Annotated in this window: 26 protein-coding genes; 6 read left to right on the top strand and 20 right to left on the bottom strand. The window is 48.7% G+C overall.

What is annotated here, in order from left to right; all coding sequences use genetic code 11:
- Window positions 1-390: 390 nt before the first annotated feature.
- The 12 genes from pdxJ to rpoE all read right to left on the bottom strand — a co-directional run bounded on the left by pdxJ (window position 391) and on the right by rpoE (window position 11,448).
- A complete protein-coding gene (pdxJ, locus tag F566_RS0103345; RefSeq protein ID WP_020405561.1) occupies window positions 391-1,143 on the bottom strand; it encodes a pyridoxine 5'-phosphate synthase in 753 nt (250 codons plus the stop codon).
- A gap of 116 nt (window positions 1,144-1,259) precedes the next feature.
- Window positions 1,260-1,979, bottom strand: coding sequence for a DNA repair protein RecO (gene recO, locus F566_RS0103340; RefSeq protein ID WP_020405560.1), 720 nt, complete (start codon window positions 1,977-1,979; stop codon window positions 1,260-1,262).
- A 71-nt stretch (window positions 1,980-2,050) separates the two neighbouring features.
- Window positions 2,051-2,953 carry a GTPase Era gene (gene era / locus F566_RS0103335; RefSeq protein WP_020405559.1) on the bottom strand — a complete coding sequence of 301 codons (903 nt, stop codon included), beginning with the start codon at window positions 2,951-2,953 and terminating at the stop codon, window positions 2,051-2,053.
- Entirely contained in the window at window positions 2,950-3,630 is a 681-nt protein-coding gene (gene rnc / locus F566_RS0103330; protein WP_020405558.1) for a ribonuclease III, read from the bottom strand. The genes era and rnc overlap by 4 nt, the downstream gene beginning before the upstream one ends.
- A complete protein-coding gene (locus F566_RS0103325) occupies window positions 3,627-3,995 on the bottom strand; it encodes a DUF4845 domain-containing protein (protein ID WP_020405557.1) in 369 nt (122 codons plus the stop codon). The genes rnc and F566_RS0103325 overlap by 4 nt, the downstream gene beginning before the upstream one ends.
- Window positions 3,996-4,114: 119 nt before the next feature.
- A complete protein-coding gene (gene lepB, locus F566_RS0103320; RefSeq protein ID WP_020405556.1) occupies window positions 4,115-4,915 on the bottom strand; it encodes a signal peptidase I in 801 nt (266 codons plus the stop codon).
- Between the two features lie 78 nt (window positions 4,916-4,993).
- On the bottom strand, window positions 4,994-6,793 hold the full coding sequence (lepA, locus tag F566_RS0103315; RefSeq protein ID WP_020405555.1) for a translation elongation factor 4: 1,800 nt from the start codon (window positions 6,791-6,793) through the stop codon (window positions 4,994-4,996).
- A gap of 186 nt (window positions 6,794-6,979) precedes the next feature.
- The gene (locus tag F566_RS0103310) at window positions 6,980-8,377 is read right to left on the bottom strand and encodes a DegQ family serine endoprotease (protein WP_033415722.1); all 1,398 of its coding nucleotides are present in this window, start codon (window positions 8,375-8,377) and stop codon (window positions 6,980-6,982) included.
- 182 nt (window positions 8,378-8,559) lie between these two features.
- Window positions 8,560-8,994 carry a SoxR reducing system RseC family protein gene (locus F566_RS0103305; RefSeq protein ID WP_020405553.1) on the bottom strand — a complete coding sequence of 145 codons (435 nt, stop codon included), beginning with the start codon at window positions 8,992-8,994 and terminating at the stop codon, window positions 8,560-8,562.
- On the bottom strand, window positions 8,991-9,977 hold the full coding sequence (locus tag F566_RS0103300; protein ID WP_020405552.1) for a MucB/RseB C-terminal domain-containing protein: 987 nt from the start codon (window positions 9,975-9,977) through the stop codon (window positions 8,991-8,993). Before F566_RS0103300 ends, F566_RS0103305 begins: the two co-directional genes overlap by 4 nt.
- Window positions 9,978-10,048: 71 nt before the next feature.
- Window positions 10,049-10,762, bottom strand: a complete 714-nt coding sequence (locus F566_RS0103295) for a sigma-E factor negative regulatory protein (RefSeq protein ID WP_020405551.1) — start codon at window positions 10,760-10,762, stop codon at window positions 10,049-10,051.
- Between the two features lie 77 nt (window positions 10,763-10,839).
- The gene (gene rpoE / locus F566_RS0103290) at window positions 10,840-11,448 is read right to left on the bottom strand and encodes an RNA polymerase sigma factor RpoE (protein ID WP_020405550.1); all 609 of its coding nucleotides are present in this window, start codon (window positions 11,446-11,448) and stop codon (window positions 10,840-10,842) included.
- Window positions 11,449-11,852: 404 nt separating this feature from the next.
- Here rpoE and nadB point away from each other — a divergent pair, with 404 nt between their 5' ends.
- The 5 genes from nadB to F566_RS0103265 all read left to right on the top strand — a co-directional run bounded on the left by nadB (window position 11,853) and on the right by F566_RS0103265 (window position 16,491).
- Window positions 11,853-13,469 (top strand): L-aspartate oxidase, encoded by a 1,617-nt coding sequence (gene nadB, locus F566_RS0103285; protein WP_020405548.1) that lies wholly within the window; start codon window positions 11,853-11,855, stop codon window positions 13,467-13,469.
- 180 nt (window positions 13,470-13,649) lie between these two features.
- A complete protein-coding gene (locus F566_RS0103280; protein WP_020405547.1) occupies window positions 13,650-13,910 on the top strand; it encodes an FAD assembly factor SdhE in 261 nt (86 codons plus the stop codon).
- Window positions 13,888-14,364, top strand: a complete 477-nt coding sequence (locus tag F566_RS36740) for a protein YgfX (protein ID WP_157496610.1) — start codon at window positions 13,888-13,890, stop codon at window positions 14,362-14,364. Before F566_RS0103280 ends, F566_RS36740 begins: the two co-directional genes overlap by 23 nt.
- A 164-nt stretch (window positions 14,365-14,528) precedes the next feature.
- Window positions 14,529-15,539, top strand: coding sequence for a CAF17-like 4Fe-4S cluster assembly/insertion protein YgfZ (gene ygfZ / locus F566_RS31775; protein WP_020405545.1), 1,011 nt, complete (start codon window positions 14,529-14,531; stop codon window positions 15,537-15,539).
- A 115-nt stretch (window positions 15,540-15,654) separates the two neighbouring features.
- The gene (locus tag F566_RS0103265) at window positions 15,655-16,491 is read left to right on the top strand and encodes an HDOD domain-containing protein (RefSeq protein WP_020405544.1); all 837 of its coding nucleotides are present in this window, start codon (window positions 15,655-15,657) and stop codon (window positions 16,489-16,491) included.
- 58 nt (window positions 16,492-16,549) lie between these two features.
- Here the strand turns inward: F566_RS0103265 and ung are convergent, their stop codons facing one another.
- The 4 genes from ung to F566_RS0103245 all read right to left on the bottom strand — a co-directional run bounded on the left by ung (window position 16,550) and on the right by F566_RS0103245 (window position 20,778).
- Window positions 16,550-17,299, bottom strand: a complete 750-nt coding sequence (gene ung / locus F566_RS0103260; protein ID WP_020405543.1) for a uracil-DNA glycosylase — start codon at window positions 17,297-17,299, stop codon at window positions 16,550-16,552.
- A gap of 50 nt (window positions 17,300-17,349) precedes the next feature.
- On the bottom strand, window positions 17,350-18,867 hold the full coding sequence (lysS, locus tag F566_RS0103255) for a lysine--tRNA ligase (protein ID WP_020405542.1): 1,518 nt from the start codon (window positions 18,865-18,867) through the stop codon (window positions 17,350-17,352).
- 163 nt (window positions 18,868-19,030) lie between these two features.
- A protein-coding gene (gene prfB, locus F566_RS0103250; RefSeq protein WP_157496608.1) for a peptide chain release factor 2 occupies window positions 19,031-20,129 on the bottom strand; the annotation gives its coding sequence in 2 pieces (ribosomal slippage) (window positions 19,031-20,053 and window positions 20,055-20,129; 1,098 coding nt in all).
- A gap of 145 nt (window positions 20,130-20,274) precedes the next feature.
- Window positions 20,275-20,778, bottom strand: a complete 504-nt coding sequence (locus F566_RS0103245) for an acyl-CoA thioesterase (protein WP_020405540.1) — start codon at window positions 20,776-20,778, stop codon at window positions 20,275-20,277.
- 328 nt (window positions 20,779-21,106) lie between these two features.
- Between F566_RS0103245 and F566_RS0103240 the strand changes: the two genes are divergently transcribed.
- A complete protein-coding gene (locus tag F566_RS0103240; RefSeq protein ID WP_051085255.1) occupies window positions 21,107-21,547 on the top strand; it encodes a carboxymuconolactone decarboxylase family protein in 441 nt (146 codons plus the stop codon).
- 80 nt (window positions 21,548-21,627) lie between these two features.
- Here the strand turns inward: F566_RS0103240 and F566_RS0103235 are convergent, their stop codons facing one another.
- The 4 genes from F566_RS0103235 to F566_RS31765 all read right to left on the bottom strand — a co-directional run.
- On the bottom strand, window positions 21,628-23,016 hold the full coding sequence (locus F566_RS0103235) for a nucleobase:cation symporter-2 family protein (RefSeq protein WP_020405538.1): 1,389 nt from the start codon (window positions 23,014-23,016) through the stop codon (window positions 21,628-21,630).
- A 271-nt stretch (window positions 23,017-23,287) separates the two neighbouring features.
- Window positions 23,288-23,860: a hypothetical protein gene (locus F566_RS0103230; protein ID WP_020405537.1), complete on the bottom strand. Its 573-nt coding sequence runs from the start codon at window positions 23,858-23,860 to the stop codon at window positions 23,288-23,290.
- A gap of 30 nt (window positions 23,861-23,890) precedes the next feature.
- Window positions 23,891-24,496 carry a hypothetical protein gene (locus F566_RS31770; RefSeq protein WP_020405536.1) on the bottom strand — a complete coding sequence of 202 codons (606 nt, stop codon included), beginning with the start codon at window positions 24,494-24,496 and terminating at the stop codon, window positions 23,891-23,893.
- A gap of 153 nt (window positions 24,497-24,649) precedes the next feature.
- The coding region (locus F566_RS31765) for a transposase (RefSeq protein WP_020405401.1) at window positions 24,650-24,801 on the bottom strand (152 nt) is incomplete at its 5' end.

Here is a 24,801-nt window from a genome sequence, read left to right as displayed (position 1 = left end):
TCGCCCGGGCATTCATCCCGATGAGGCGCGCCATTTTACAGTGTTGATCGTTGTTGTCAAACTGTTTTTTAACTTCCTGTTTGGCGCTGACATTTTGAACTGAATCTCTCATTTTCAAACTGTCGCCTCATCCTTGAGCTCTGCGTCGCTGAGCCTTGTTTCTCACCCCTTCCGGGTGGGCTCCGCTGCAGAAGAGGTGCGCATTATACGTCGCTTGCTCGACGTTGCAACCCCTTTCTTCAGAAAAATCCAAAATAATATATTTTGGTTAAAAAACACTCTAAAACAAGCAATTAGGAAATAGTATCGCTTGCATACTCAGACTTGAATATTACGTACTTACTCAAGCCTCCAACTCCTTTAGTGAAGCAACTTAAACACTGTCAGAGTCTAGTTGTTCCGATTACTTATAAGGGCAGCTTGATCCAACAACTTCCTCATATCTTTTACCGCTTCTGCGAAACCTGAAAACAAAGCCTGAGCTACGATACTATGACCAATATTAAGCTCATTGATTCCGGGTAAGGCGGCAACTGCCTGCACATTATGATAATGAAGTCCGTGACCGGCATTCACGATCAACCCCAAGTCGCAGCCACACTCAACTCCTTTGCGAACCACTTCCAACTCTCTTTGTTGCTCAGCGGCTTCCTTAGCATCTGCATAGCGACCAGTATGAATTTCTATAGCTGGAGCACCACAGCGTTTTGCTGCCGCAATTTGCTCCGGATCGGGATCGATAAAGAGGGAGACCTCGATACCCGCTGCCGAAAGCCTGCGACATGCATCAGCAACTCGCGCTTCTTGCCCTACGACATCCAGACCACCTTCTGTCGTGAGTTCCTCACGTTTTTCAGGCACCAGACAACAATGGGCAGGCTGGACTTTTTCAGCTAATTCAATCATGGCATCCGTAACAGCCATTTCAAGATTCATTCTGGTGGTAAGAGTTTCTTTCAAGACCCAGACGTCACGATCCTGAATATGACGGCGATCTTCCCGAGGATGAATCGTGATGCCATCAGCTCCGGCTTGCTCCGCCTGCAAAGCAGCTAATACCGGATCAGGATAACGGGTTCCACGAGCCTCCCTTAAGGTTGCCACGTGATCAACATTTACTCCCAGTAATACACGATTTGTCACTTCCCACCTCTATCACTCACCACCGACCGCATGTAACTGACGGCCTGGTTATTTTGTTCTGCAATCCAGTTAGCGTTTAGGCTAGCATCTTATAAATCCGGATTATGAGTACCGGCTTACAGCTTGACTTCCCGACGTAGAGCTTCAACATACTGCCGCATCACCTTTCGGGACTGAAGCTCCTTGCCGTCCAGTAAAGTATTAATCATCGATCGGCAAACTTTCTTGGCTGCCAAAAGCACTGCCGGATCTTGCCATAGCCGTTGCGCTATCGCCAGCATAACACTGCCCTTTAAACTTTTGGGATCGGCCGGATCGGCTCTTTGGATACCCGAAATGGCATCCACTAGGTAGTATTGGGTTTCCATCACCTCTGTACCTGTAGTACTTTCATAACAGAAATCAAAACCGACACCCAACTCATACAAAAGTGCCAGTTCAAATTCTCTGAGGGATGGCTCTACGACCTCTCCTGCAGCTAAAGCCTTAAGCGCCAATACGTACTGGGAAAACAAATCGGAGGGGCCGCCATGGACAGGCAACAGCTTGAGAATAAGTTCGTTCAGATAGAATCCGGAATAGAGGGACAAACCAGACAATGTCAGGTGCAAATCACCCGACTCGACCTGCATCAGATTTTTAAGTTCTGAATTACCACTAAATGAAACCAGAATCTTTTGAAAGGGTTGTAGCAAGGCAGATAATCCTTTCTTTACACGACCACCTTTAACAACCGCCGCAACCCGACCAGACTCCTCACAGAACAAGTCGACAATCAGGCTGGATTCCCTGTAGGGACGGGTATGCAAAACAAAAGCGCATTGCAGGTTTTGCACTGAACATTCACCTCCGCCTCGCCCCCATCCTAGATAGGCGCGCACATATATAGGAGAAGCAAGACTATACCCTAGCGGTCATCATAACCAAGGCTTTTAAGCGCCCTATCGTTATCACTCCACCCAGATTTCACCTTGACCCACAATTCCAACATGACTTTATGCTCGAACAGCAGCTCCATATCCTTCCGGGCATCAATACCAATACGCTTGATACGTTCACCTTTATGGCCGATGACGATTTTCTTCTGCCCATCTCTTTCGACCAGAATCAACGCATTGATACGTAGCAGCTTGCCTTCCTGCTTAAACTGCTCAATTTCAACAGCCACTTCATATGGGATCTCTTCACCGAGCTGCCGCATCACCTTTTCACGAACAATTTCCATAGCAAGAAATCGTTCACTGCGATCGGTTATCTGATCTTCCGGATAGAAGTGAATACTTTCCGGCAACGTCTCACTAATCACCTCTTCCAAGCGATCAACATTCGTTCCCCGCTCTGCTGAGATAGGCACAATATGAGAAAAATCGCATTCAGAGCTCAGCCGCTCAATAAAGGGCAATAGCCGATCTTTATCGTCCAGGCGATCCACTTTATTTATCGCAAGAACTTTCGTCGCCTTAGCTATTTTCACCTTATCAAGAACGTATTGATCCTCTTCAGTCCAGTGATCCCGGTCTACGACAAAAACTATTACATCTGCATCCTTTACTGCTGTTGACGCAGCTTTGTTTAGCACCCGATTAAGCGCTTTCTTTTCTGAACGGTGCAAACCTGGAGTATCGACGTATATCGCCTGATAATCTTCCTCAGTTTTAACGCCGAGAATCTGATGACGTGTTGTCTGAGGCTTGCGAGAGGTTATGCTGATTTTCTGACCGAGAATACGATTTAGAAGCGTTGACTTACCAACATTGGGACGACCGACTATGGCAACATATCCACAACGAGTCGAAGGAGATTCATTCACTTATCTACACCTAGTTCTGCCAATGCTTTCTTGGCGGATTTCTGTTCTGCGACGCGTCGACTACTTCCAGTACCTTCTGTAGGCTCGTCCAGGCAATCAATGACACATCTGACGTGAAACGTTTGAGCATGCGCCTCGCCCTGCACGGAGATAACTTCGTATCGGGGAAGATTCAACTGGCGAGCCTGCAAATACTCTTGCAGACGAGTTTTTGAATCCTTAGTAGTGTCTTTCAGATTCAAAGCTGCGAGACGTTGATCAAACCAGTTCAGAACTCTTTCTGTACAAACATCAAAACCGCTGTCCAGATAAATAGCCCCAATAACTGATTCCAACGCATCAGCCAGTATTGATTCTCTACGAAACCCACCACTCTTCAGCTCACCGGAGCCAAGGCGCAAGTATTCCCCCAGATCAAACTCCCGGGCAATCTCCGCCAACGTCACTCCCTTCACCATCCTTGCACGCAAACGACTGAGCTGGCCCTCCCGAGCCTCTTCAAAACGACTATAGAGGTGCTCGGCGATAATAAAATTGAGCACCGAATCGCCTAAGAACTCAAGGCGCTCATTATTGCGCATACCATAGCTTCGATGAGTCAATGCCAAGGTCAGCAATCCGATATCGTTGAACTTATACCCTATGGCACGTTGGAGCCTGTCTAGCTTTTCTATCACTGATTATTCACTTCCAGACGGTTCTCGAAAGAAACCACTGCATCAATATTCTTTATAATATTAGTGCGCACTTCGTAATCGATATTGATAGACACCGAAGTCTTTTCACGAACGATTTCCACGTTCTCCTTATTAAAGTTGCGCACATTATTTATCACCAGGTGCTTATCCAATCTCTTCAGGATTTCCTGATTGGTGAGCTTAGCTAGGTTTGTTTCCCGCTTCAGCCCGTCCAAAGCAGAGGCAATGGTATAGTTATCCAAATATATTGGAGTAATTTTCAATGCCAGATAAATTACAGACACCCCTATCAGGATCCATAGCATGGTGACATACATTGATGCGCCAGTTTGTTTTTTACGCATAAAGAAGCCTCTTCGTTTCAACCACTCCGGTAAGCATAGTCTGCAAGCAGTTGTTTTTACAGGATTCAGTCGCCAACCCCAATCCCACTTTAATACTAATCCCCAATTTCACTTCGATACTAATCCAGAGTGCCAACCCTTGAAAAGGATGGTAATGAGAGTAATTTTTCCCAATGCATCCAGATAGCAAATGCCCGTCCGACAATGTTTTCATCCGGAACCAAACCGATAAATCGGCTATCTTTAGACCGATCACGGTTGTCGCCCATCATGAAATATTCACCTTCCGGGATGATCCACTCACCCTCCCCCATCACATTACGGTCATTACGCTTTATGATTCGATGAGTGTGACTCCCGAGAACCTCCTCAAAAATCAACTCCCTCGGGGCTCCTGCGGGCAACGCAGCTAACAGTTTTTCCTGAACTCTTTCACCATTGATGTAAAGCTCTTTGTTCGTATAACGGACAACATCACCAGGAACCCCAACGACCCGCTTGATATAGTTGGTCATGTTATCCTCCGGGTTTTTAAATACCATGATGTCACCACGCTCAGGCTCCCCAATCTCGAAGAACTTGTACCCCAGAACCGGAACTCTCAAACCATACTCATATTTATTGACCAGGATAAAGTCACCAACTTCCAAAGTAGGCAGCATGGATTGAGAAGGGATCTGAAAAGGCTCAACCAGAAAAGACCGGACAATCAACACCAACAACAACACAGGAAAAAAAGATTTGGCATACTCAACGGCTACAGGAGTTTCCATTGCCGCTTCTGACGCATTTAATTTCTCTTCTGATTCTGAAGGTGACTCCGCTTGGCGGGCTTTCGCGAAAAACAGAATGTCTACCAGCCATATGGCTCCCGCGATACCCGTCAATAAAACGAGAATAATTGCAAAATCAAAATCCATGATATTTCCTGTGAGCGATCTTATTCGATGAAAGTTTGATGTCGCGCCCGCTTAATCGGTATAGATACCAACCGGACTCTAGTTATCCACTTTTAGCACAGCCAGGAAGGCATCCTGTGGTATTTCCACACGCCCCACCTGTTTCATGCGTTTTTTCCCTTCTTTCTGCTTCTGCAGCAATTTTTTCTTACGCGACACGTCACCACCATAACACTTGGCCAGTACGTTCTTGCGCAGGGCCTTGACGGTGGTTCGAGCAACTATCTGACCACCGATCGCAGCCTGTATAGCCACGTCAAACATTTGCCGGGGAATCAGGTCTTTCATTTTTTCCGCAAGCTGACGACCGCGATAAGGGGCATTATCCTTGTGAACGATCAAAGCCAACGCATCAACTTTTTCACCATTGATAAGAATATCCAGACGCACCAGATTGGCCGCCTGAAAACGAACAAAGTGATAATCCAGGGAAGCATAACCACGGCTCACAGACTTCAGCCGATCAAAAAAGTCCAGAACCACTTCCCCCATAGGCAACTCGTAACTCAGTGACACCTGAGATCCAAGAAACTGCATATTCTTTTGTACGCCGCGCTTTTCAACACACAGAGAAATAACGTTACCTAGGTAATCCTGAGGCACCAGGATATTAGCTTCTACAATAGGCTCACGCATTTCTTCGATAAACCCGGGATCCGGCAGGCGGGACGGGTTATCAACCATGACCACTTCGTTTTTCTTCGTCAGAATCTCATATACAACCGTCGGCGCGGTTGTGATCAGATCAAGATCATATTCTCTCTCTAAACGCTCCTGGATAATTTCCATGTGGAGCATTCCCAGGAATCCACAACGGAAGCCGAAGCCAAGAGCATCAGACGTTTCCGGCTCGAAAAACAGAGAGGCATCATTCAGGGTCAGTTTTTCCAACGCCTCACGAAAATCCTCATAATCATCTGAACTGACCGGAAACACCCCGGCATATACCTGGGGCTGGACCTTTTTGAATCCAGGCAAAGGAGTAACATCGGGTGTCTTGGCGTGAGTAATGGTATCCCCGACCGGCGCACCATGGATGTCCTTGATGCCAGCGACGACATACCCCACCTCACCGGCCTTGAGGCCTCCGGTTTCCTTGCGTTTGGGTGTAAACACCCCTATCGACGTCACCGGTTCCTGAACACTGGTCGACTTGATGACAATTTTATCACCCTTTTTGAGCTCACCATTCTTCACTCGAACCAGGGATACAACCCCGAGATAATTATCAAACCATGAGTCGATAATCAGTGCCTGTAACTGCTCTTCCGGGTCTCCCTCGGGAGGTGGAATCAATTGAACAATCTGCTCGAGTGTTTCTTGAATCCCAATGCCAGCTTTAGCACTGGCTTCAACCGCACCCGAAGCATCAATGCCAATAATCTCTTCAATTTCGTGCCTTACTCGTGCCGGTTCAGCCTGAGGAAGATCCATCTTGTTAAGTACAGGGATGACTTCCAGCCCCATTTCGATGGCGGTATAACAGTTCGCTACCGATTGGGCTTCAACCCCCTGGCCGGCATCCACTACCAGCAACGCCCCTTCACAGGCAGCAAGAGACCGGGAAACTTCATAGGAAAAATCCACATGCCCCGGGGTATCGATGAAATTCAGCTGATACCGCTCTCCATCCTGAGCGTCGTAATATAAAGTTACGCTCTGAGCCTTGATGGTTATTCCCCGCTCGCGCTCGATGTCCATGGAATCCAAAACCTGTTCGGACATTTCACGTTCAGTCAACCCACCGCAGTACTGGATAAACCGGTCGGCAATGGTGGATTTCCCATGGTCAATGTGGGCGATAATGGAAAAATTTCGAATATGTTTGAGTTTACTCACAGACTGCTAACACTCGGACGCAAATTAAAGGCCGCAGAATTTTACCAGCTCCAACACTGAAATGCAGTGAAATTAGCATAATTTACTCAACATAAGTTGGTGAGGCGGCCAAATGAGAACCTTTAGATCACAAAAAAGGGCGAAACCTGGTTCCGCCCTTTGTTATTTAACCAGGTCACCAGCTGCTTAGTTAACTTTCATCACAATAAAAGCAGGGTTACCGTTGCGAATGATTAATACAGGCAGAGATTTGTTCTTCGGCAGCTCTTCCACCACCTGATTGAAATCTTCAACGGTCTTAACCTCGTGATTATTCAGGCTGCTAATCACATCATTCACCCTGATACCTGCAGTAGCGGCCGGCCCAGGGTATATATTGGTAACCAATACACCACCAGACACCTGCAATTGAGACTTTTCTGCTTCTGTCAGATCTCTGACATCCAGACTAAGAGCATTCCCCCGAGCCTCAGCTTTGGCAGGAGATGCTGTCACCGCTCCGGATTCCCCAGGCAACTGACCAATGACGACGTCCAACTTAATTTCACGACCATTCCGCACAACATTCAGTTCCGCACTTTTTCCTGGCTTCACTCGTCCAACAAGATGCGGCAGTTCTGAAGACAATCCGATATCAGTACCCTCAAAGCCAGTGATCACGTCACCAGGCTGCAAGCCGGCCTTATCAGCTGGAGAATCTTTCATTACCTGAGCGACCAGTGCTCCGCGGGGTTTATCCAGCTTGAAGGATTCGGCCAAATCCTTATTAACTTCCTGAATCAAGACACCGAGCCAGCCCCTCTGCACACTGCCAGTCTCTTTAATCTGAGTCATGACATTCATCGCCACATCAATAGGTATGGCAAAAGAAACGCCCATGAAACCACCCGAACGTGTATAAATCTGGGAGTTTATTCCGACAACCTCTCCGTCAAGATTGAACAGGGGACCACCAGAATTGCCCGGGTTAATCGCCACATCTGTCTGAATAAAAGGCACGTAATTTTCATTTGGCAGACTCCGCCCCTTGGCACTGACAATACCCGCCGTAACGGTATAGTCGAAGCCAAACGGTGACCCAATCGCCACGACCCATTCACCGACTTTTAAATTGGAGGACTTCCCAACTTTCAGCACCGGTAGATCATCAGCATCCAGTTTCAACAATGCCAGATCAGATTTGGCATCAGCCCCGATCAGGGTCGCTTTCAGCTCCCGACGATCAACCAAACGAACAAAAATCTCGTCTGCACCTTCGATCACGTGGTTATTGGTCAGAACATAGCCGTCGTGAGAGACAATAAAACCAGACCCCATCGACTGCGCTTCTCTGGGGACGCCACCACCCCGGGGAAAGCGGTCACCGAAAAAATGACGAAAAAATTCAGGAATCTGCTCCATTTCAGGAGAGTTGCCAAAAAACTGGGCATTCCCATCATTCACTCTTCTAATCGTGCTGATGTTTACAACGGCAGGAGAGACTTCTTCAACCAGCTCGGTAAAATCGGGCAGGTCAACGGCACTGGCAGACAACGCCATTAACCCCATCCACCAACCGAATACGACAATCGATAACCTTCTCATTCAGCTGCTCCATGATGAAATTTCTAACCAGGAATAACAGTCGCCGACATTCCGGTCTTGGCTTTGCCACCGATAACATCAGCATGATCCAGCCTGGAAGATAACCTGGGACTCAATCCATAGAATGGAAAGTTAGTGGGGGATGCGCTTTTTCTGGCACACCCGGGACACGCAGAGGATATCTATCCAAGCTTGCGTAATAATTGGGGATGGTATGTGGGATTGCAAGAAAGTCTAAATGACAATGTTTTAACCAACAACAGGCCCGCTGCCAGCCCGCTCAGCCCAATCAGAGCAACAATAGGATCGGGTAAACTGAAAACGGCATCAGCGACTCCGGCACTCAATATCATCACAAGAAGAGGTAGCAGGTAAGCCAGAAACGACGCTTTCATCAGAGTCTCTTCCGCTATGCCGACTAGCACCATGTCACCGACACCAACATCCAGAGTCCTGGCAACTTTAATTTGACTGGCCTTACCACCGGAGATGGAATTCAGAACTTTCTGACCACACCCTTTACTGGCCGAACAGGTCTGACAGGCCGATTCACGCATGGTATTGATCCACACAAAATCACTGTCAATGGCGACGACCCGCCCCTGCTCTTCAATCATGAGGATGACTCAACATTCGCTTTCATGCGCATATTGTCGGCCACTTTCTTGGCAGTCTCAATAGGCACCTCTCCAACTACCGTGACCACATAGCGAATACTATCGACGTCCATATATCTGGAATAGGCAGAAGTCGCTCCCATCTTTGAAGCACCTTCCGGCATACCTGCCTCCGCAACAGGCTCGACAAACACAGTGAACAGAGTCAGGCCGTCTGTGTAAATGCGACTTCTGCTTTTCTCCGGCATGACGTTATTTGTCTTAGAAACATAAGGGGCTGGCGAAAAACCTTGTGGCAACCAACCTGGCTCCCAGCGATATGGAATAGGCTTCTCTTCTGCCTGAGCCTGCCCTAGATGAGAAGTAACCCCTCCTTGAAGGATTTCTGTAAATTCATCATCACTGACAGGCTTTCCTATTTCCAGCTCCGTAAACTGAAAGCGTTCAAGAATTTCTCCCTCTTTGCCCGTCAACATGGACTTCACCAACAGACCACTTTGTTTTTCCAGCCAAAGCAAATAGCTGTAACGAAAAGTATCTTTCGCCATCAGAGCCACTTTGACGACTTCATGCCCAGCCAGTCTTTCCATTCCTGCCACGGATATACTGTAAACAGATGCCAGCGGTGCAATATCGCCCGCGATTCCAGCAGAAAAAGGCCCAACAGGCAGGGCTTGCTCCAACTCCACCTGCTCATTGCCCGGAAATATGCAAATCACCCGTTCACCATTGCGGACGATCTCTCGAGGCTCACCGTCAAGGGCGATAAGTCGTTCTTGTTCGACACCATTCTTAAGCCTGTGCACAACACGCATACTGCTCATTTCATCGCCGCGACTGTAGACAAAGGTGCCGGAATAGGTCTCACTTTTCCTGGCCTCCACCATACGCTCCAGCCAATCAGCAGGATCTTTTGAACCCATGGCCTGGCTGGACATACTTAATGCCCACAACACCAATGCCGAAAACATCATACGTATCATTGAATGTCGAATCTCTTGATTATTAACTCGAACGGACAAACTCATTGTCTCTCTGCTCATCGTTCGCCAAATTAGTTTGCGTTACCGGCTTCCGCATCAGGCTCCGAACTCGCCTGCGGTTTAGCTTTTCCCTTCAATTCTGCCTCGACTCCCTCTACTGAAGATTGAATCTCAGTCGTCGGCTCAAAACTGGTCAAACGGGCATAAGGCACAACGCTCCGTCCACCATTCAGTGCTGCGTTTCCGGCATGCTTCATCAAATACGCATTCAGGCGCTGCTCATGCTCATCCGAGAACTCAATTTCTCCGCTACCTGCCGTTGACGCAACTTCAGTACCAGAGCTCTGTACTCCAGTTTCCACGATCTGAGGAACAGTGTTGTTTCGCAGATCAGTGGTCTGAACCAAAAATACGACAGCGAAAGCCACAGAAGCCGCAATAGCCGCTCCCCCCCACCACGGAAAGCGCGTTGTTGTCACTGCTCCGGAATGGCCCACCGGCACTTTCGGACTACCCGACAGAACCGCATCCGAGTGATCTATTGTCGTATCATCTGTAGCATCATCTGCCAATTCCTCATCAAGACGACTGGCAATCCCCTGGCGCAAATCTACATGTGCCCAGGCAGACTCTTCAGCATTCATTCCAGCCCGGATCTGATGATAACGACACCAGACTTCCATGACCTCATCATCGTGAGCCTGAGCCAGTATCCGCCTTAACTCCAGATCATCAGCTTCATTGTCGAGCAAAGCTGACAAAGACTCTTTCGTTCTTTCATTCATAACTTTCACCTCAAAATTCTGAAACCCGGTTCATGACGATGCAGGCTTCAAAACCAAATTCTAACCACCCCGATCAATTAACCTACGTTTGCCCGGCTTTCCAGCAATGGCGCTATATGCGCGTCAACGGCATCACGAGCCCTGAATATGCGGGATCGTACTGTTCCCACTGGACACTGCATAATGTCTGCAATTTCCTCATAACTGAGCCCGTCAAACTCCCTCAGGGTCAGAGCTGCCTTGAGATCTTCCGGCAACCCTTCGATAGCCGCGTATATGGCCGACTGAAGCTGATCGCGATGTAAATGCTGCTCGGGCGATTCAATATCCTTCAGGCTGGCTCCCCCTTCATAGAAAACCGCATCCTCAAGCTCAACATCAGATCCCGGGGGACGGCGACCTTTCGATACCAGATAATTTTTAGCGGTATTAATGGCAATTCGATACAGCCAGGTATAAAACTGACTGTCGCCACGAAACGAGGCGATCGCCCGATAGGCTTTGATAAAAGCTTCCTGGGCCACATCTGCCACTTCGGCCTGATCACGGATATAGCGCGCGATAATTGCCAGTACTTTACTTTGGTATTTCACCACCAGCATATCGAAAGCCCTGCGATCACCTCGCTGAACGCGCTCTACCAATTGCTGATCCAGAGATTTTCCAGAGACGCTGCTTGTTTCCAATGTTTGTCTTCTCTCCAACGACCATCGTTGATCCGAAATAGGTTCGACAAGCTGTATCGACATAAGTTCCCGCCAATTTAATTATCCAAACGAATTATCGTTATAGACATTCGGCGGGCCAAATAGTTCACTGATTGTCAAAGTGTTAGTATAGTCTTTGCGATGTTATTTGCCCCGGGGCTTTTCGCCTCTGATGCCACCTCGATCAAAGAGTGCCAGTCAACAATGGGCGGCAGCATCCTGAACCAAAGATAAAAACGCATTCAACCAACACCTGAGACATCCATGCATGTAGACACATGCCGATATATTGAAGCGGCTGGCTTTACTGATATTGTCTACGCACTCTTGGGCAAGGTCGTATGAAACGAATTTCTTTCCGCCGAGAGAGTTAACAACTATCCATGAGTCCCAGTTTTGAACATGATGTACTGATCATCGGTAGCGGTGCTGCCGGATTATCCGTTGCCCTGAACCTTCCTGAAGATCTGAAGATTGCGGTTTTATCAAAAACCACCCTGCAGAGTGGCTCAACCCTTTGGGCACAAGGAGGAATTGCCGCCGTTTATGACGACCAGGACAGTACAGAATCCCATATCCAGGATACATTGAACGCCGGTGCCGGCCTATGTCATGAAGACGCCGTCAGATTTACAGTCGAAAACGGTCGCGATGCAATTGAATGGCTGATCAGTCAAGGGGTTCAGTTCGACAAGGAGGAATCTGGCACCTCCTCTCACAACTTCCACCTGACTAAGGAGGGTGGTCACAGTCACCGCAGGATTCTGCATGCCGCGGATGCCACGGGGCAAGCCCTCTCTGGATCTTTGACCGATAGAGCACTGGAAAAAACCAATATCCAGATTTTCGAGCACCGGGTCGGTATTGACCTGATTACCCATCGCAAGCTATTTATGCCGGGCAACCGCTGTGTTGGTGCCTATGTGTTAAATAATCGCACCGGTCACGTTGAATTGTTCAGGGCACGATTTGTGGTCCTGGCCACAGGCGGCGCCAGCAAGGTTTATCTGTACACCAGCAACCCGGACGTCGCAACGGGCGATGGCATCGCCATGGCCTGGCGTGCGGGCTGCCGGGTCGGCAATATGGAATTCAATCAGTTCCATCCAACCTGCCTCTATCACCCACAAGCCAAGTCATTTTTGATCACCGAGGCGGTTAGAGGGGAAGGAGGCAAACTATTGCTGCCTAATGGCAAACGTTTCATGGACCGCTTCAGTGACAAAGCCGAGCTCGCCCCCAGAGATGTCGTGGCCAGAGCTATCGACCATGAGATGAAACGTCTTGGGGCTGATTGCCTGTATCTGGACATCTCACATCGTGACACAGGCTTCATCAAAAGCCATTTCCCAACGGTTTACGAGCGCTGCCTGAAATATGGCATAGATATCACGCGGGATCCGATACCAGTGGTACCAGCAGCCCACTATACCTGTGGCGGAATCATCACAGACCAGTACAGCCACACCGATATCAACTCCCTATACGCAGTAGGCGAAACAGCGTTCACCGGCCTTCACGGTGCCAATCGCATGGCCAGTAATTCCCTGCTTGAATGCCTGGTATTTGGACGTGCCTGTGCAGAGGATATTGTTCGTCGACTTGAATTCTCCCCTCCCCCACCCAGCGCGCCTTCCTGGGACGAAAGTCAGGTCACCGATTCAGATGAAGATGTGGTGATTTCCCACAACTGGGATGAACTGCGACGATTCATGTGGGACTACGTCGGCATTGTTCGTACAGATAAGCGCCTGCAGCGAGCCAAACACCGAGTGGATCTGCTTCACCAGGAAATCCGCGAGTATTACAGCAACTACAAGGTCAGCAACGACCTACTGGAGCTACGTAACCTGGTCACAGTGGCCGATCTCATTATATGTTCAGCCATTCAGCGGCAGGAAAGCCGTGGGTTGCATTACACACTGGACTATCCCAAGGCGATGGAAAAACCTACCGACACCATACTGGTACCGGTAAATTTCTCCTCCGAAAGCTGGTAGTGGACTCAGCCTTGGATAACATCACCTGTTGATCAGACACCACAATCTGGTAAATAGGCATGGAGGATTGAGCACAGCGCCGCTACAATACGCGCTTCGTTTACGGGTTGCTGCCCGTTAGGGTGTTAACCATAACACCAGCCACTCAGACCACAGACCCTGGATTGAGTAGAGGTATATATGAGTTCCCAGGCTGACTTCAATCGACTGTTCTGGCACAGCCGCCGCGGTATGCTAGAGCTGGATGTTCTGTTGGTCCCTTTTCTCAAGGAAGCATATCCCCATCTTCCGGATGAAGATAAAGAACGTTATGAGCGTTTGCTGGAATGCGAAGACACCGATATGTTTCAGTGGTTCATGCAGAAATCAACTCCAGAAGATCCTGACCTGGCACGCATCGTTAAGATCATACTTGACCGTGTTCAGCCCAAGTACAACTAAACTCAAGCCGTCACTAACGGTTTGTCTGCTGCTGACCCTGCTCTTTACTGCGTTGGGCCTCATACTGTTCCATATTGATCTGCCCGATCAGTGGCTGTGGTTGTTGGCAGGAGCCATCGCCATACACTGGATCTACGCTATCGGACTGCATGGCCTGAGAGTCTGGCCAAACAGTATTACGGCGATTGACCTGACGCTTGATCAACAAGGGGAAGTCAATTGCCGCATTCATCATCGAAGAGGCACCAGCCAGCTCGTCATCCTCGACAGGGACTCTCTTCTGACAGCACCATTGACGATTCTCTCCTGCAGACCAGACAACTCCTCTGAACAAATACTTCCAAAGTTCAAACGTCAGCTGGTCATTCTGACAAAAGACAGCACAAATCCTGAAGACTATCGCCGCCTTCGGGTCCTGTTGAGAATGGCGCCTCAGGCAACTCCCCCCTCCTGACAGGCCGCCGAAAACTCATTACACTAGTTGGGACTTAATAGACCCGACCACTCAGAATCAAGGGTAAAGACCCTAAGCCTCGGATATCCAATTCAAACTCCGGGAGATTCAGTGATTGATACAACTATACCGATGCCATAAACCGTAACATCATGGAGAACTCAATGCCGGCCACCCTGTTCTGGAATTCAATTGATGCAATCTGGAACTCTGAAGAGACCAACCAGAACGGCCCGTCTCTTTACCCTTTAAAAAGCTATCAGCTGATTTCTGTCACGGGTCCTGATGCGGAAAAGTTCATGCAGGGTCAGTTCACCTGTGACCTTAAACAAATTACGCCAACACAATCTTCTTTGGGAGCCTGCTGCAATAACAAAGGGCGAATGATTGCACAGTTTCGAGTCATCAATGTTGCGCCTGAGAAATACTTACTCCGCTGCCCTGAAGGCGTTGCAGATTCACTCAATCAGCATCTCGCCAAATTCAAGGTGTTCTATAAGTGCGAGTTGAAAGTCGAGGAAGATATCGGTGTACTCGGCCTATGTGGAGACGAAGATGTTCTCTCTCAGTTGCTGGGCACACTACCAACTGAAGCCAATGCTGCCGAACAGGTAAAAGGACTTTCAGTGGTGAGAGTACCAGGGGATCAACCCCGCTTCGAGCTCTATGCAGACACCGAATCCGCGCTGCAGCAACTTCCGGATCTGATCTCCAACTTATGCCTGGGTGAAGAATCCGAATGGGAGTTACAGGATGTCCGAGCCGGTCTTGGCGAGGTGTATCCTGACACCCAGGAAGAATTCATCCCACAAATGCAGAATCTGCAATTTCTGGATGGTGTCAGCTTTAAAAAAGGTTGCTATACCGGTCAGGAAATCGTTGCCCGCATGCAGTACCTGGGCAAGCTAAAAAAGCGCATGTATCTTATGGCCATTGATGGTGGACATGCGCGCGCAGGGGACAGTCTGATTGGCGAGGGAGAAAAAGTGATCGGCACCATTGTAAGGTCTGCAGACAACACTCTGGATCAGCAATTGGCGCTGGCGGTAGTGGATAACAGCCATGTTGAAGCCGGTGAGCCTTTGCAACTCAAAGACCAACCGAACTCCCGTTGTCACCTGCGCGAGTTGCCGTATCATGTTGAGCAAAACACAAACACCCGGCCTTCCCGGTAACAAAAATCCTACGATTTCAATGCTGGGCGACCGGGTTTATTTTGCAAAATCTGCTATATATAAATAATTAAAATCTACGGATTTAATTAGCAGTCAGACATTCGCGGAAAATTCGATGCCCGAACTAGAAAGCAAGATCAAAAAAGACATCGTTGAGGCTATCAACAACGATAAACTGGTTCTCCCCACCCTTCCTGAGGTGGCCTTACAAGTGAGAGAGGTCGCTGAAAACCCGGATTCCTCGGTTCAGGATCTGGCCAATGTTCTCAGTAACGACGCCGCCATGACCGCCAGAATCATTCGGGTATGCAACAGCCCATTATTACGTGGCTCCCGTGAAATCAGCAACTTGCAGATGGCAGTCGGCCGGTTGGGGATGGCTTATACGGCCAACCTCGCCACAGGGCTTGCGATGGAACAGATGTTCCAGGCAACCTCTGAAATGATCGATAAACGCATGCGTGACGTCTGGCAGAACAGTATGGAGGTCGCCGGCATTTGTCATGTACTGGCACAGCATTACACCAAGCTCAAGCCTGATCAGGCGACGCTGGCTGGCCTAATCCACCAGATCGGCACACTACCGGTGCTGGCTTACATTGAAGAAAATGACATCCAGATCAACAACGTTGTCCTGGATAATCTGATCGGCAGCATGGCTCCGGCAATAGGCAGCTATATCCTGAAAAAATGGGATTTCAGCAAAGATCTTCAGATTGTTCCCAAAGAACACTGTAATTTTAAACGGGAAGTGCCTGAAGCGGATCTTGCAGACGTGGTGATGGTCGCAAGACTACAAAGTCTGATTGGCACAGAACATCCCTACACCAAGATGGACTGGACACAGATCAGCGCCTTCAATCGACTGGGCCTGGATCCGGAAGTAGATATGAATGAAGCCGAAGATCTGAGTGAGGAAATGGAAGCAGCGATGGCGCTTCTATCTCAATAGCACCAAACAACCTGATAACCAGACGAAGAACTTCAGTGCCTGAATTAAAAAAGGGAAGTCAAACGACTTCCCTTTTTTTGGTCTTATCCAGACAACCATCTTCATCCAGCATTTCTCTGGGCGGTAATCGCCAGTCCAGAGGCTTGACATGATGATCCTTCAAATAAGCGTTCGCCGCAGAAAAGTGTCGACATCCCATAAAACCACGATGAGCAGACAAAGGCGAAGGGTGAACGCTCTCTAAAACCAAATGTTTGTGGCGGTCGATAAAAGCCCCTTTACGCTGGGCATAACTCCCCCAAAGCATAAAGACGACATTCTCCCGCTCTTCATTCACCAGTTGAATGACACGATCGGTAAACTGCTCCCAACCCCGCTTTTGATGCGATGCGGCTTGCGCTTGCTGCACTGTCAGGACACTGTTGAGAAGCAGAACACCTTGCTGTGCCCAATATCCCAGGCAACCATGCTCCGGCATATTGACACCAATATCCTGCTGAATTTCCTTAAAAATATTCACCAGTGAAGGTGGAGGTTTAACTCCCGGCAACACAGAAAAGCACAGACCATGGGCCTGGCCCGGCCCATGATAAGGATCCTGCCCGAGGATCACCACTTTCACCTGATCAAAAGCCGTGGTATTCAAGGCGTTAAAACAGTTTTCAAGACTGGGGTAAATCACCTTCCCAGCCGCCTCTTCCTGAGACAAAAAAGCTTCCAACTGCTGCATGTAAGGCATACCGAACTGGTCGGCTAACCTTGTATCCCAGCCCGTACCGGGCTTTAACGCGTTTTTTAGCAATGACATAACAAACCTCTAATCACCGGTTTCCGATCCTCCTGATCAAGTCCCACCGCTTATTGAGGACGCATGTGAGGGAACAGAATCACGTCGCGAATGGAAGGAGAATCTGTCAGAAGCATTACCAGGCGATCAATACCGATCCCTTCTCCTGCAGTTGGCGGCATGCCGTGCTCCAGCGCTACGATGTAATCCTCGTCAAAGAACATCGCTTCGTCATCGCCAGCCTCTTTTTCTTCCACCTGCTTCCGGAAACGCTCCGCTTGGTCTTCAGGGTCATTCAACTCAGAAAATCCGTTGGCAATTTCACGACCACCAACAAAGAACTCAAAACGGTCAGTGACAAACGGATTATCGTCACTACGACGCGCCAACGGAGATACTTCCGTGGGGTACTCAGTGATAAAGGTCGGCTGCATCAGGCGGTGCTCTGCCACCTTCTCGAAAATTTCGATCTGAACTTTTCCTAAGCCCCAGGTATCCTTCAACGGAATCCCCAGACCAGACGCCACGGCTTTGGCACTGTCCAGATCATTCAATTGCTCCAAGGTAATCTCCGGCTGGAAATGCATGATCGACTCCAGCACCGTCATACGCTGGAATGGCTGACCGAAGTCATAAATAAATTCTTCCAGCACTTCGCCTTCTTCGTTCCGCTTGGTATTCCGTACCTGGGTAGTTCCCAATACTTCCTGTGCCACCCAGCGTAACATCTCTTCCGTCAGGTCCATCATATCCTTGTAGTCGGCATAGGCTTGATAGAACTCGATCATGGTGAATTCAGGGTTATGTCGGGTGGACAACCCTTCATTACGGAAGTTGCGGTTAATCTCAAACACCCGCTCAAAACCGCCGACAACCAGTCTCTTCAGGTAGAGCTCAGGGGCGATACGCAAGAACATCTCAATATCCAGCGCATTGTGATAGGTCTCAAATGGCTTGGCCGTAGCCCCACCCGGAATCACCTGCAGCATAGGGGTTTCCACTTCCATATAGTCGCGCTTGGACATGAAGTAGCGAATTGCCTCAATGATTTTTGAACGAACTTTAAATGTCTCTCGAGTCTCTTCGTTGGCTACCAGATCCAGATAGCGTTGACGATAACGAACTTCAGTGTCCGAGAGCCCTTTGAACTTATCTGGCAGAGGACGCAGGGCTTTTACCAGCAACTGGGGAGATTCCATGTCAATGTACAGATCGCCTTTGCCGGACTTATGCAGTACACCTTCAGTGGCAATAATGTCGCCAAAGTCCCAGGATTTCACCAGTTCTTTCTGCTCGTCAGACAACGCCTTGTTGTTAACGTAAAACTGAATTCTACCTGTGGAATCCTGCACAACGATAAAGGGACCACGCTTGGTCATGATACGACCGGCCACTTTTACCCGCACGCCCATTTCAGCCAGCGCTTCTTTGTCTTCCTCGCCATAACGAGCCTGCAAATCCGCACAGTAGGCATCACGACGAAAATCATTCGGGAAGGCCTGGCCCTGTTCGCGAATCTTACTCAGTTTGGCACGACGTTCCGCGATCAGTTTGTTTTCTTCAGGTGCCGAATTTTGATTGTCAGTCATGATTACCTTATTCCACATCTATGGTTGGCACTATGGTTTATAACGCGATGGGTTATAACGCGATTGTGCCAACAGATTTCATCGATATTAATAACTCTTTCCGTCAGGCGACAGAGCCGATCAACAGCCCTGCTACCGACGAAAATCTTTTTTCAGAAACGAATTACAAGCCCTGCTTCAGGCTGGCTTCGATAAACTCATCCAGATCGCCATCCAGCACGTTCTGACAGGAAGACGTTTCCACGCTGGTACGCAAATCCTTGATTCTGGATTGATCCAGTACATACGAACGAATCTGGCTGCCCCAGCCGATATCCGCCTTACTGTCTTCTACTGCCTGGGCTTCACTGTTGCGTTTCTGCAATTCAAACTCATACAGCTTCGCCTTCAACTGCTTCATACACTGATCTTTGTTCTTGTGCTGCGAGCGGTCATTCTGGCACTGAACCACAATATTGGTTGGCAAGTGCGTGATACGGACAGCGGACTCAGTACGGTTAACGTGCTGACCACCAGCCCCAGAGGCTCGATAGACATCAATACGCAGATCGGCTGGATTGATATCGATCTCGATATTATCGTCGATTTCAGGAGAGACAAAGACCGAAGCAAAGGACGTGTGCCGACGATTGCCAGAGTCAAAAGGTGATTTTCTCACCAGTCGGTGAACACCGGTTTCTGTCCGCAACCAGCCATAGGCATATTCGCCCTGGAAGTGAATCGTGGCGCTCTTGATTCCCGCCACTTCACCGGGGGATGCTTCAATCAACTCGGTTTTAAAGCCGCGGCGCTCGCCCCAGCGCAGATACATCCGCAAGATCATGTTGGCCCAGTCCTGTGCCTCGGTACCACCTGATCCGGCCTGGATATCCAGATAAGCATTGTTCGGATCCATTTCGCCGGCAAACATACGACGAAACTCCAGCTCTTCGACCCTGGCGGTTAGAGTGTCCAACTCACCCTCAATTTCAGCTACCGCATCAGCATCCTGTTCCTCGACCGCCATGTCCAGCAGTTCCTGGGCATCAGCCAGGCCTGAAGTCACGGTTTCACAGGTGTCCACCACGGCTTCCAGCGAAGACCTTTCACGCCCCAACGCCTGCGCACGATCAGGCTCATTCCAGACATTGGGATCTTCAAGCTCCCTTGTTACTTCAACCAGACGTTCTTTCTTGACGTCGTAGTCAAAGATACCTCCGTAAGGATTCAGTACGCTCACCGAGGTCTTTAATACGGTTTACAATCTGGGCAACTTCTAACATGAAAAGGGCTTCTCCGCGCTTATTCGATAGGTGGATCAAACTATTAACCAATCCAAATATCGTTGGATCAAAATTTGGGCGGCTATTGTAAAGGAAGTTGCGCGTGAGTTGTAGCGGCGTCTTTTGGTCAGACGGAGAGCAATTTTCAGGAACTGAAATAGTCCTTCATTTCCTCATCAATTTCCTGACGCAGGGACATTAATTTCACCGCGTAGTCACGGAGCTTAATTTCCTGCTCGGTTCGTGGTTCCCATGCAGGGACCCCCACAGGTCTGGAATCCCGGTCTACAGCGACAAAAATCATGACGCAGTGTGTCGCTTTCTTGCGCTCCTGCTCTATAGGATCCCGACAATAAACGTCAATCGCCAGATGCATACTGGTTTTACCGGTGTATATAACCTGAGCCTCCACTTCCACCACCATGCCGATGTGAATGGGGCAAATAAACCGGATTCCACCAACATAGGCCGTCACACAATATCTGCCACTCCAACTGGAAGCGCAGGCATAGCCTCCCAGGTCGATCCATTTCATCACGACACCACCATGCACCTTCCCGCCAAAATTCACATCCGTTGGTTCTGCTAGAAAACGGAGGGTCAGTTTGTGCTTATCATTACTTTCGGTGGACCTGACGTCAGTAGACATAACGACTCCCGGCTAAATTCAGTCGTGTATACAGCATAAGATAGGACGTTTCCTGTTGGTTTTCTAACTGCCATTTTTTCACGACGGATATGCCCACCAACATCAACAGATGTGATCAATCGTCCGGCGAAACGCCAGCCCATTGATTCTTATGCTCATTTAAACAGCCTGCAGTGTCCGGCTCTATTGGCGAAAGGGTTTACGTGAAAACCCTCAGTCGAAAACTTTTATTCACCGCTGTCACATTTTGAGAACCTCCCGCGTCTTATCTGTAACCTCTGAATTCTATGGAAAGCAGAGGACATTTCGTCGACTAATGAGGATCACCATGAAAGAGAAAAGATTTGACTACATGCAGGAAAACCCAGCCGCTTTTGAAGGCCTATTGCAAATTGAGGCCGCCATTGGGGCATCTAATTTACCTCCCTTGCTAAAACATTTGATCAAGTTGCGCGTATCCCAGATTAATGGCTGCGAGTTCTGTGTTGACATGCATCTGAAGGAAGCCAGAAAAGACGGAGAGCAACAGGAACGGCTGGATAAGCTGGTTGTCTGGAAGGAAGTGGATATTTTTACTGACGCTGAGAAAGCGGCACTAGAATGGGCTGAAGCACTGACGACCAAGGGCAGCCACCCTGACCTGAACACGCTCTTCTATCCGCTTGCTGAACATTTCGATGCCAATCAAATCGCCAATCTTTCCCTGGCTATCGCCATGATCAACCTTTGGAATCGACTGCAGATATCATCTCTACATCGTCAGTTCTGATGACAGGTCCCCTTCTGAATTCAGCTCAGGAGGGGAGCTTCTCAACCAATCAGTTTCGAAGCGCCTGTAGCGAACTCAGCTTATACGTTCCGTGCAGTATCAACTGTTGCTGCCGTATTTCCTGTCACAGAGTGTGGCTCATGGGGTAATAGGGTATTCAGAATGATCGCTGTCAGCCCACTGACAGTAATCGCTGATCCGAAAATATTCTGGATGATTTTCGGCATTTCCTGCAAAGCTTCAGGCACAGTCGCAACACCCAATCCCAACCCAAAAGATACCGCCATTATGAGCATGGTTCGGCGATCCAGGTCCAAAGTAGCAAGAATTCTGATACCTGCAGCCGCCACAGTACCGAACATCACCAGTGTCGCACCGCCAAGCACCGGTTTAGGTAACTGTTGGAATATACCGCCGATCATTGGAAACAGTCCTAATACAACAAGAATCCCCGCCACCCAAAAGGCGACATAGCGGCTGGCAATACCCGTTAGCTGGATCACGCCATTGTTTTGGCTGAATGTGGTGTTGGGAAAGGTATTGAATATTGCCGCCAGCATAGAGTTAACTCCATCCCCCAAAACCCCTCCCTTGATACGATTTCGATACAGGTCGCCATCAATGGGTTGCCTGGAAACCAGTGAGGTTGCCGTCAAGTCTCCGGAAGATTCAATTGCCGTAATTAAATAAATCAAAGCCACCGGAATAAAGGCCTGGATATCAAATGAAAAACCGTACTTAAACGGAACCGGTATCGCCAGCCACTCCAGGGTGCCCATTTTAGAGAAATCCACCTTCCCCATCGCGAAGGCCGCGATAAAACCCAATATCAGCCCAAAGAAAATGGAGCCAGAGCGCAGATAGGCATTTCGGCTTTGGTTTAACACGATGATCACCAACAACACGCCAAACCCAAGAGCCAGGTTTTCATAACTGCCAAAATCAGGGGCTTTGAATCCACCAGCCAGGTCAGTCATTCCAACCTTGATCAGGTATAACCCAATCGTTGTGATGACGATACCGGTCACCAACGGGTTGATCACTGTTTTCAGCTTGTGTAGAAATTGGCTCAGAAAAATCTCAATAAACGCCCCGAAAAAGCACACACCAAATATCAGGCTCAACATCTCTTCAGGGCCGCCACCTTTCGCTTTGGCCACAAACCCTGCCGCAAGTACAGAGCCCAAAAAGGCAAAGCTGGTGCCTTGCAATGCCACTAATCCAGAGCCTACCGGTCCAAACTTACGAGCCTGAATGAAAGTACCTACACCGGAGACGATCAACGCCATACTGACGAGATATGGCACCTCCTCCCCCAACCCTAACACGCCTCCGATGATTAACGTGGGAGTGATGATGCCGACAAAACTGGCAAGTACGTGCTGCATTGCCGCCAACATGGCCGATGGAACAGGCGGTTTGTCATCCAGTCCAAATAGTAATTCTGAGGGTTGCTGCAATTTAGTCATTATTGTTCTCCAGAGCATTGAACTTGCTGACGACCTTATAGCGCCATCGACGCCAATCTGTGCCCACAAGTTAATGCTATTTTTTGATCATTTTTAAGAATAGATCAACCCAAGTAATAATTTGACCAACTGGTTAGTTTTTATATTTTTTAGAGTTTTCATGAATTTAAAGAAGGAAATGATGAAGAGCGAGAAGGAAGAAGCACCAACAAAGTGCTTAATAATTAGATAGTGTTCTATTTAGGAACGCGAATACCGTTAGCAGAAAGTGCTATTTAATGCGACTCGTCCAAAGATTTATCAAAGCCAAAAGAAGTATCAGGCCGAAAACAATTGCTAATCCTGACCACTTGGTCAAAGTTGCAATACCGGCCATTGTCGCCAGAAATTCGTGTTGATTAGGCCAGGCTGAGAAAATCTTACTGAGTAACAGGTTTTCACTAAAATCTGCCAGTATAGGCATGATCGGTAGCAGTTTCAGATACTCTATCCGACCACGATCTGCCTGAAGATTGTTCAAGACATAAGTCAGCAGAAGACTGAGTGAAATGGAATAGTAAAGAGGATAGATAACGTCAATCGTTACCGCCCCTAACATATAGCAATGGCGAGCCTCTTCAGTATAGAGGGATAACCATTGGTAAAGGGTATCGGAACTATAATAGAAATAAGTATCCGGTATCGGCGCACCGCCCGTATCAATAATGGCCGGCAGCAACACCAGAGGAAAAACCGGGTAGAAAATTGTTAAAATAATCAGAATTTTTTTGGTCGCATACCTGTTCAGCAAATCAAGCCATCGCTGAACAATTCTGTTACCGGACCCTTGCCTGATGGTAATCACTGACTTCAATCCTGATTTAATAAACGGCTACTACCGGATGAACTCAATGATACCCTTAAACGCTTCTGCAAACCCGATACTTAACAACTCGTTGGCTTTTTCACCTTGCTGTTTGAGCTCTTCCAGTGGATAGGCTGGCAGGTTTTGATTGTCAGGCAAATCATCCGGGTAATGGAAAGTACCAACGACTTGCCCTTCTCTCACCACTTCGACCTCCACTTCCGCTGACGTGGCGTCATTTTCCCCACCCGTCGTTTTGAATCCGTATCGATGAACCACAATCTGTTCTGATGCTGCAGGAAAAACTCCAACATCAGCCGCCAGCCCACCTTGGGAGACATCTTTCAATGTTCGAACGATAGTGTCGTCCACGGAGAAACCAGCTTTCCCAGCGGCTTCCCGAATATCCTTGGCAATTCCCTCATCAATGGCCACTCCCAGCGCAATCCCCATCGAACCCATGGTCGACATCAACGCCATGCCCGCACCGGCGCCTTTGCCCTGGAATTGGATATGATTGGGTTCTTGGATGGTGACGGGGATGGTTTGTAGTGAAGTTGACACCCGTTTCCCGCTACAAGCGGTGATGAGGCATGCCACCGCAAACAACATGAAAATAATTACCGTATTCTTCATAGAAGTCTTCAGCAAGAGTTAGGGAGAGTCTGAATAACCCCAAGGTTCTGAGGTAATTCAAACTCTCGACGATATATGGCCGAATATTCAGAGTGTTTTTCCGGCCATTTTGGATCTTCCCCCCCTGTGGGGCGTCATCTGGGCTCACTGCCCCTATACCTGCAGCTCTTTCCTTGCCATCAGCAGATTGCTGAAGGCCGCCAACAGATAGAGCCGGCTCTTGTTCTTGGCCAAGCCTCGATAGCGGACTTTGTCGTAACCAAACACCTGCTTGATGTATCTGAACGGGTGTTCCACTTTAGCCC

Source organism: Hahella ganghwensis DSM 17046 (genome assembly GCF_000376785.1).
Taxonomy (GTDB): Bacteria; Pseudomonadota; Gammaproteobacteria; order Pseudomonadales; family Oleiphilaceae; genus Hahella; species Hahella ganghwensis.
The sequence above is the reverse complement of the archived record's forward strand: the minus strand, read 5'-3'. Positions and strand labels throughout refer to the sequence as shown.

Coding starts and splice junctions, on each gene's coding strand:
- F566_RS0103240 (WP_051085255.1), top strand. CDS start 21,107: ATGAAAGAGAAAAGATTTGACTACATGCAGGAAAACCCAGCCGCTTTT.
- F566_RS0103235 (WP_020405538.1), bottom strand. CDS start 23,016: ATGACTAAATTGCAGCAACCCTCAGAATTACTATTTGGACTGGATGAC.
- ygfZ (WP_020405545.1), top strand. CDS start 14,529: ATGCCGGCCACCCTGTTCTGGAATTCAATTGATGCAATCTGGAACTCT.
- F566_RS0103305 (WP_020405553.1), bottom strand. CDS start 8,994: ATGATTGAAGAGCAGGGGCGGGTCGTCGCCATTGACAGTGATTTTGTG.
- F566_RS0103310 (WP_033415722.1), bottom strand. CDS start 8,377: ATGAGAAGGTTATCGATTGTCGTATTCGGTTGGTGGATGGGGTTAATG.
- F566_RS0103280 (WP_020405547.1), top strand. CDS start 13,650: ATGAGTTCCCAGGCTGACTTCAATCGACTGTTCTGGCACAGCCGCCGC.
- F566_RS0103265 (WP_020405544.1), top strand. CDS start 15,655: ATGCCCGAACTAGAAAGCAAGATCAAAAAAGACATCGTTGAGGCTATC.
- F566_RS0103245 (WP_020405540.1), bottom strand. CDS start 20,778: ATGTCTACTGACGTCAGGTCCACCGAAAGTAATGATAAGCACAAACTG.
- F566_RS0103295 (WP_020405551.1), bottom strand. CDS start 10,762: ATGAATGAAAGAACGAAAGAGTCTTTGTCAGCTTTGCTCGACAATGAA.
- lysS (WP_020405542.1), bottom strand. CDS start 18,867: ATGACTGACAATCAAAATTCGGCACCTGAAGAAAACAAACTGATCGCG.
- F566_RS0103300 (WP_020405552.1), bottom strand. CDS start 9,977: ATGATACGTATGATGTTTTCGGCATTGGTGTTGTGGGCATTAAGTATG.
- ung (WP_020405543.1), bottom strand. CDS start 17,299: ATGTCATTGCTAAAAAACGCGTTAAAGCCCGGTACGGGCTGGGATACA.
- F566_RS31770 (WP_020405536.1), bottom strand. CDS start 24,496: ATGAAGAATACGGTAATTATTTTCATGTTGTTTGCGGTGGCATGCCTC.
- lepB (WP_020405556.1), bottom strand. CDS start 4,915: ATGGATTTTGATTTTGCAATTATTCTCGTTTTATTGACGGGTATCGCG.
- nadB (WP_020405548.1), top strand. CDS start 11,853: ATGAGTCCCAGTTTTGAACATGATGTACTGATCATCGGTAGCGGTGCT.
- F566_RS0103325 (WP_020405557.1), bottom strand. CDS start 3,995: ATGCGTAAAAAACAAACTGGCGCATCAATGTATGTCACCATGCTATGG.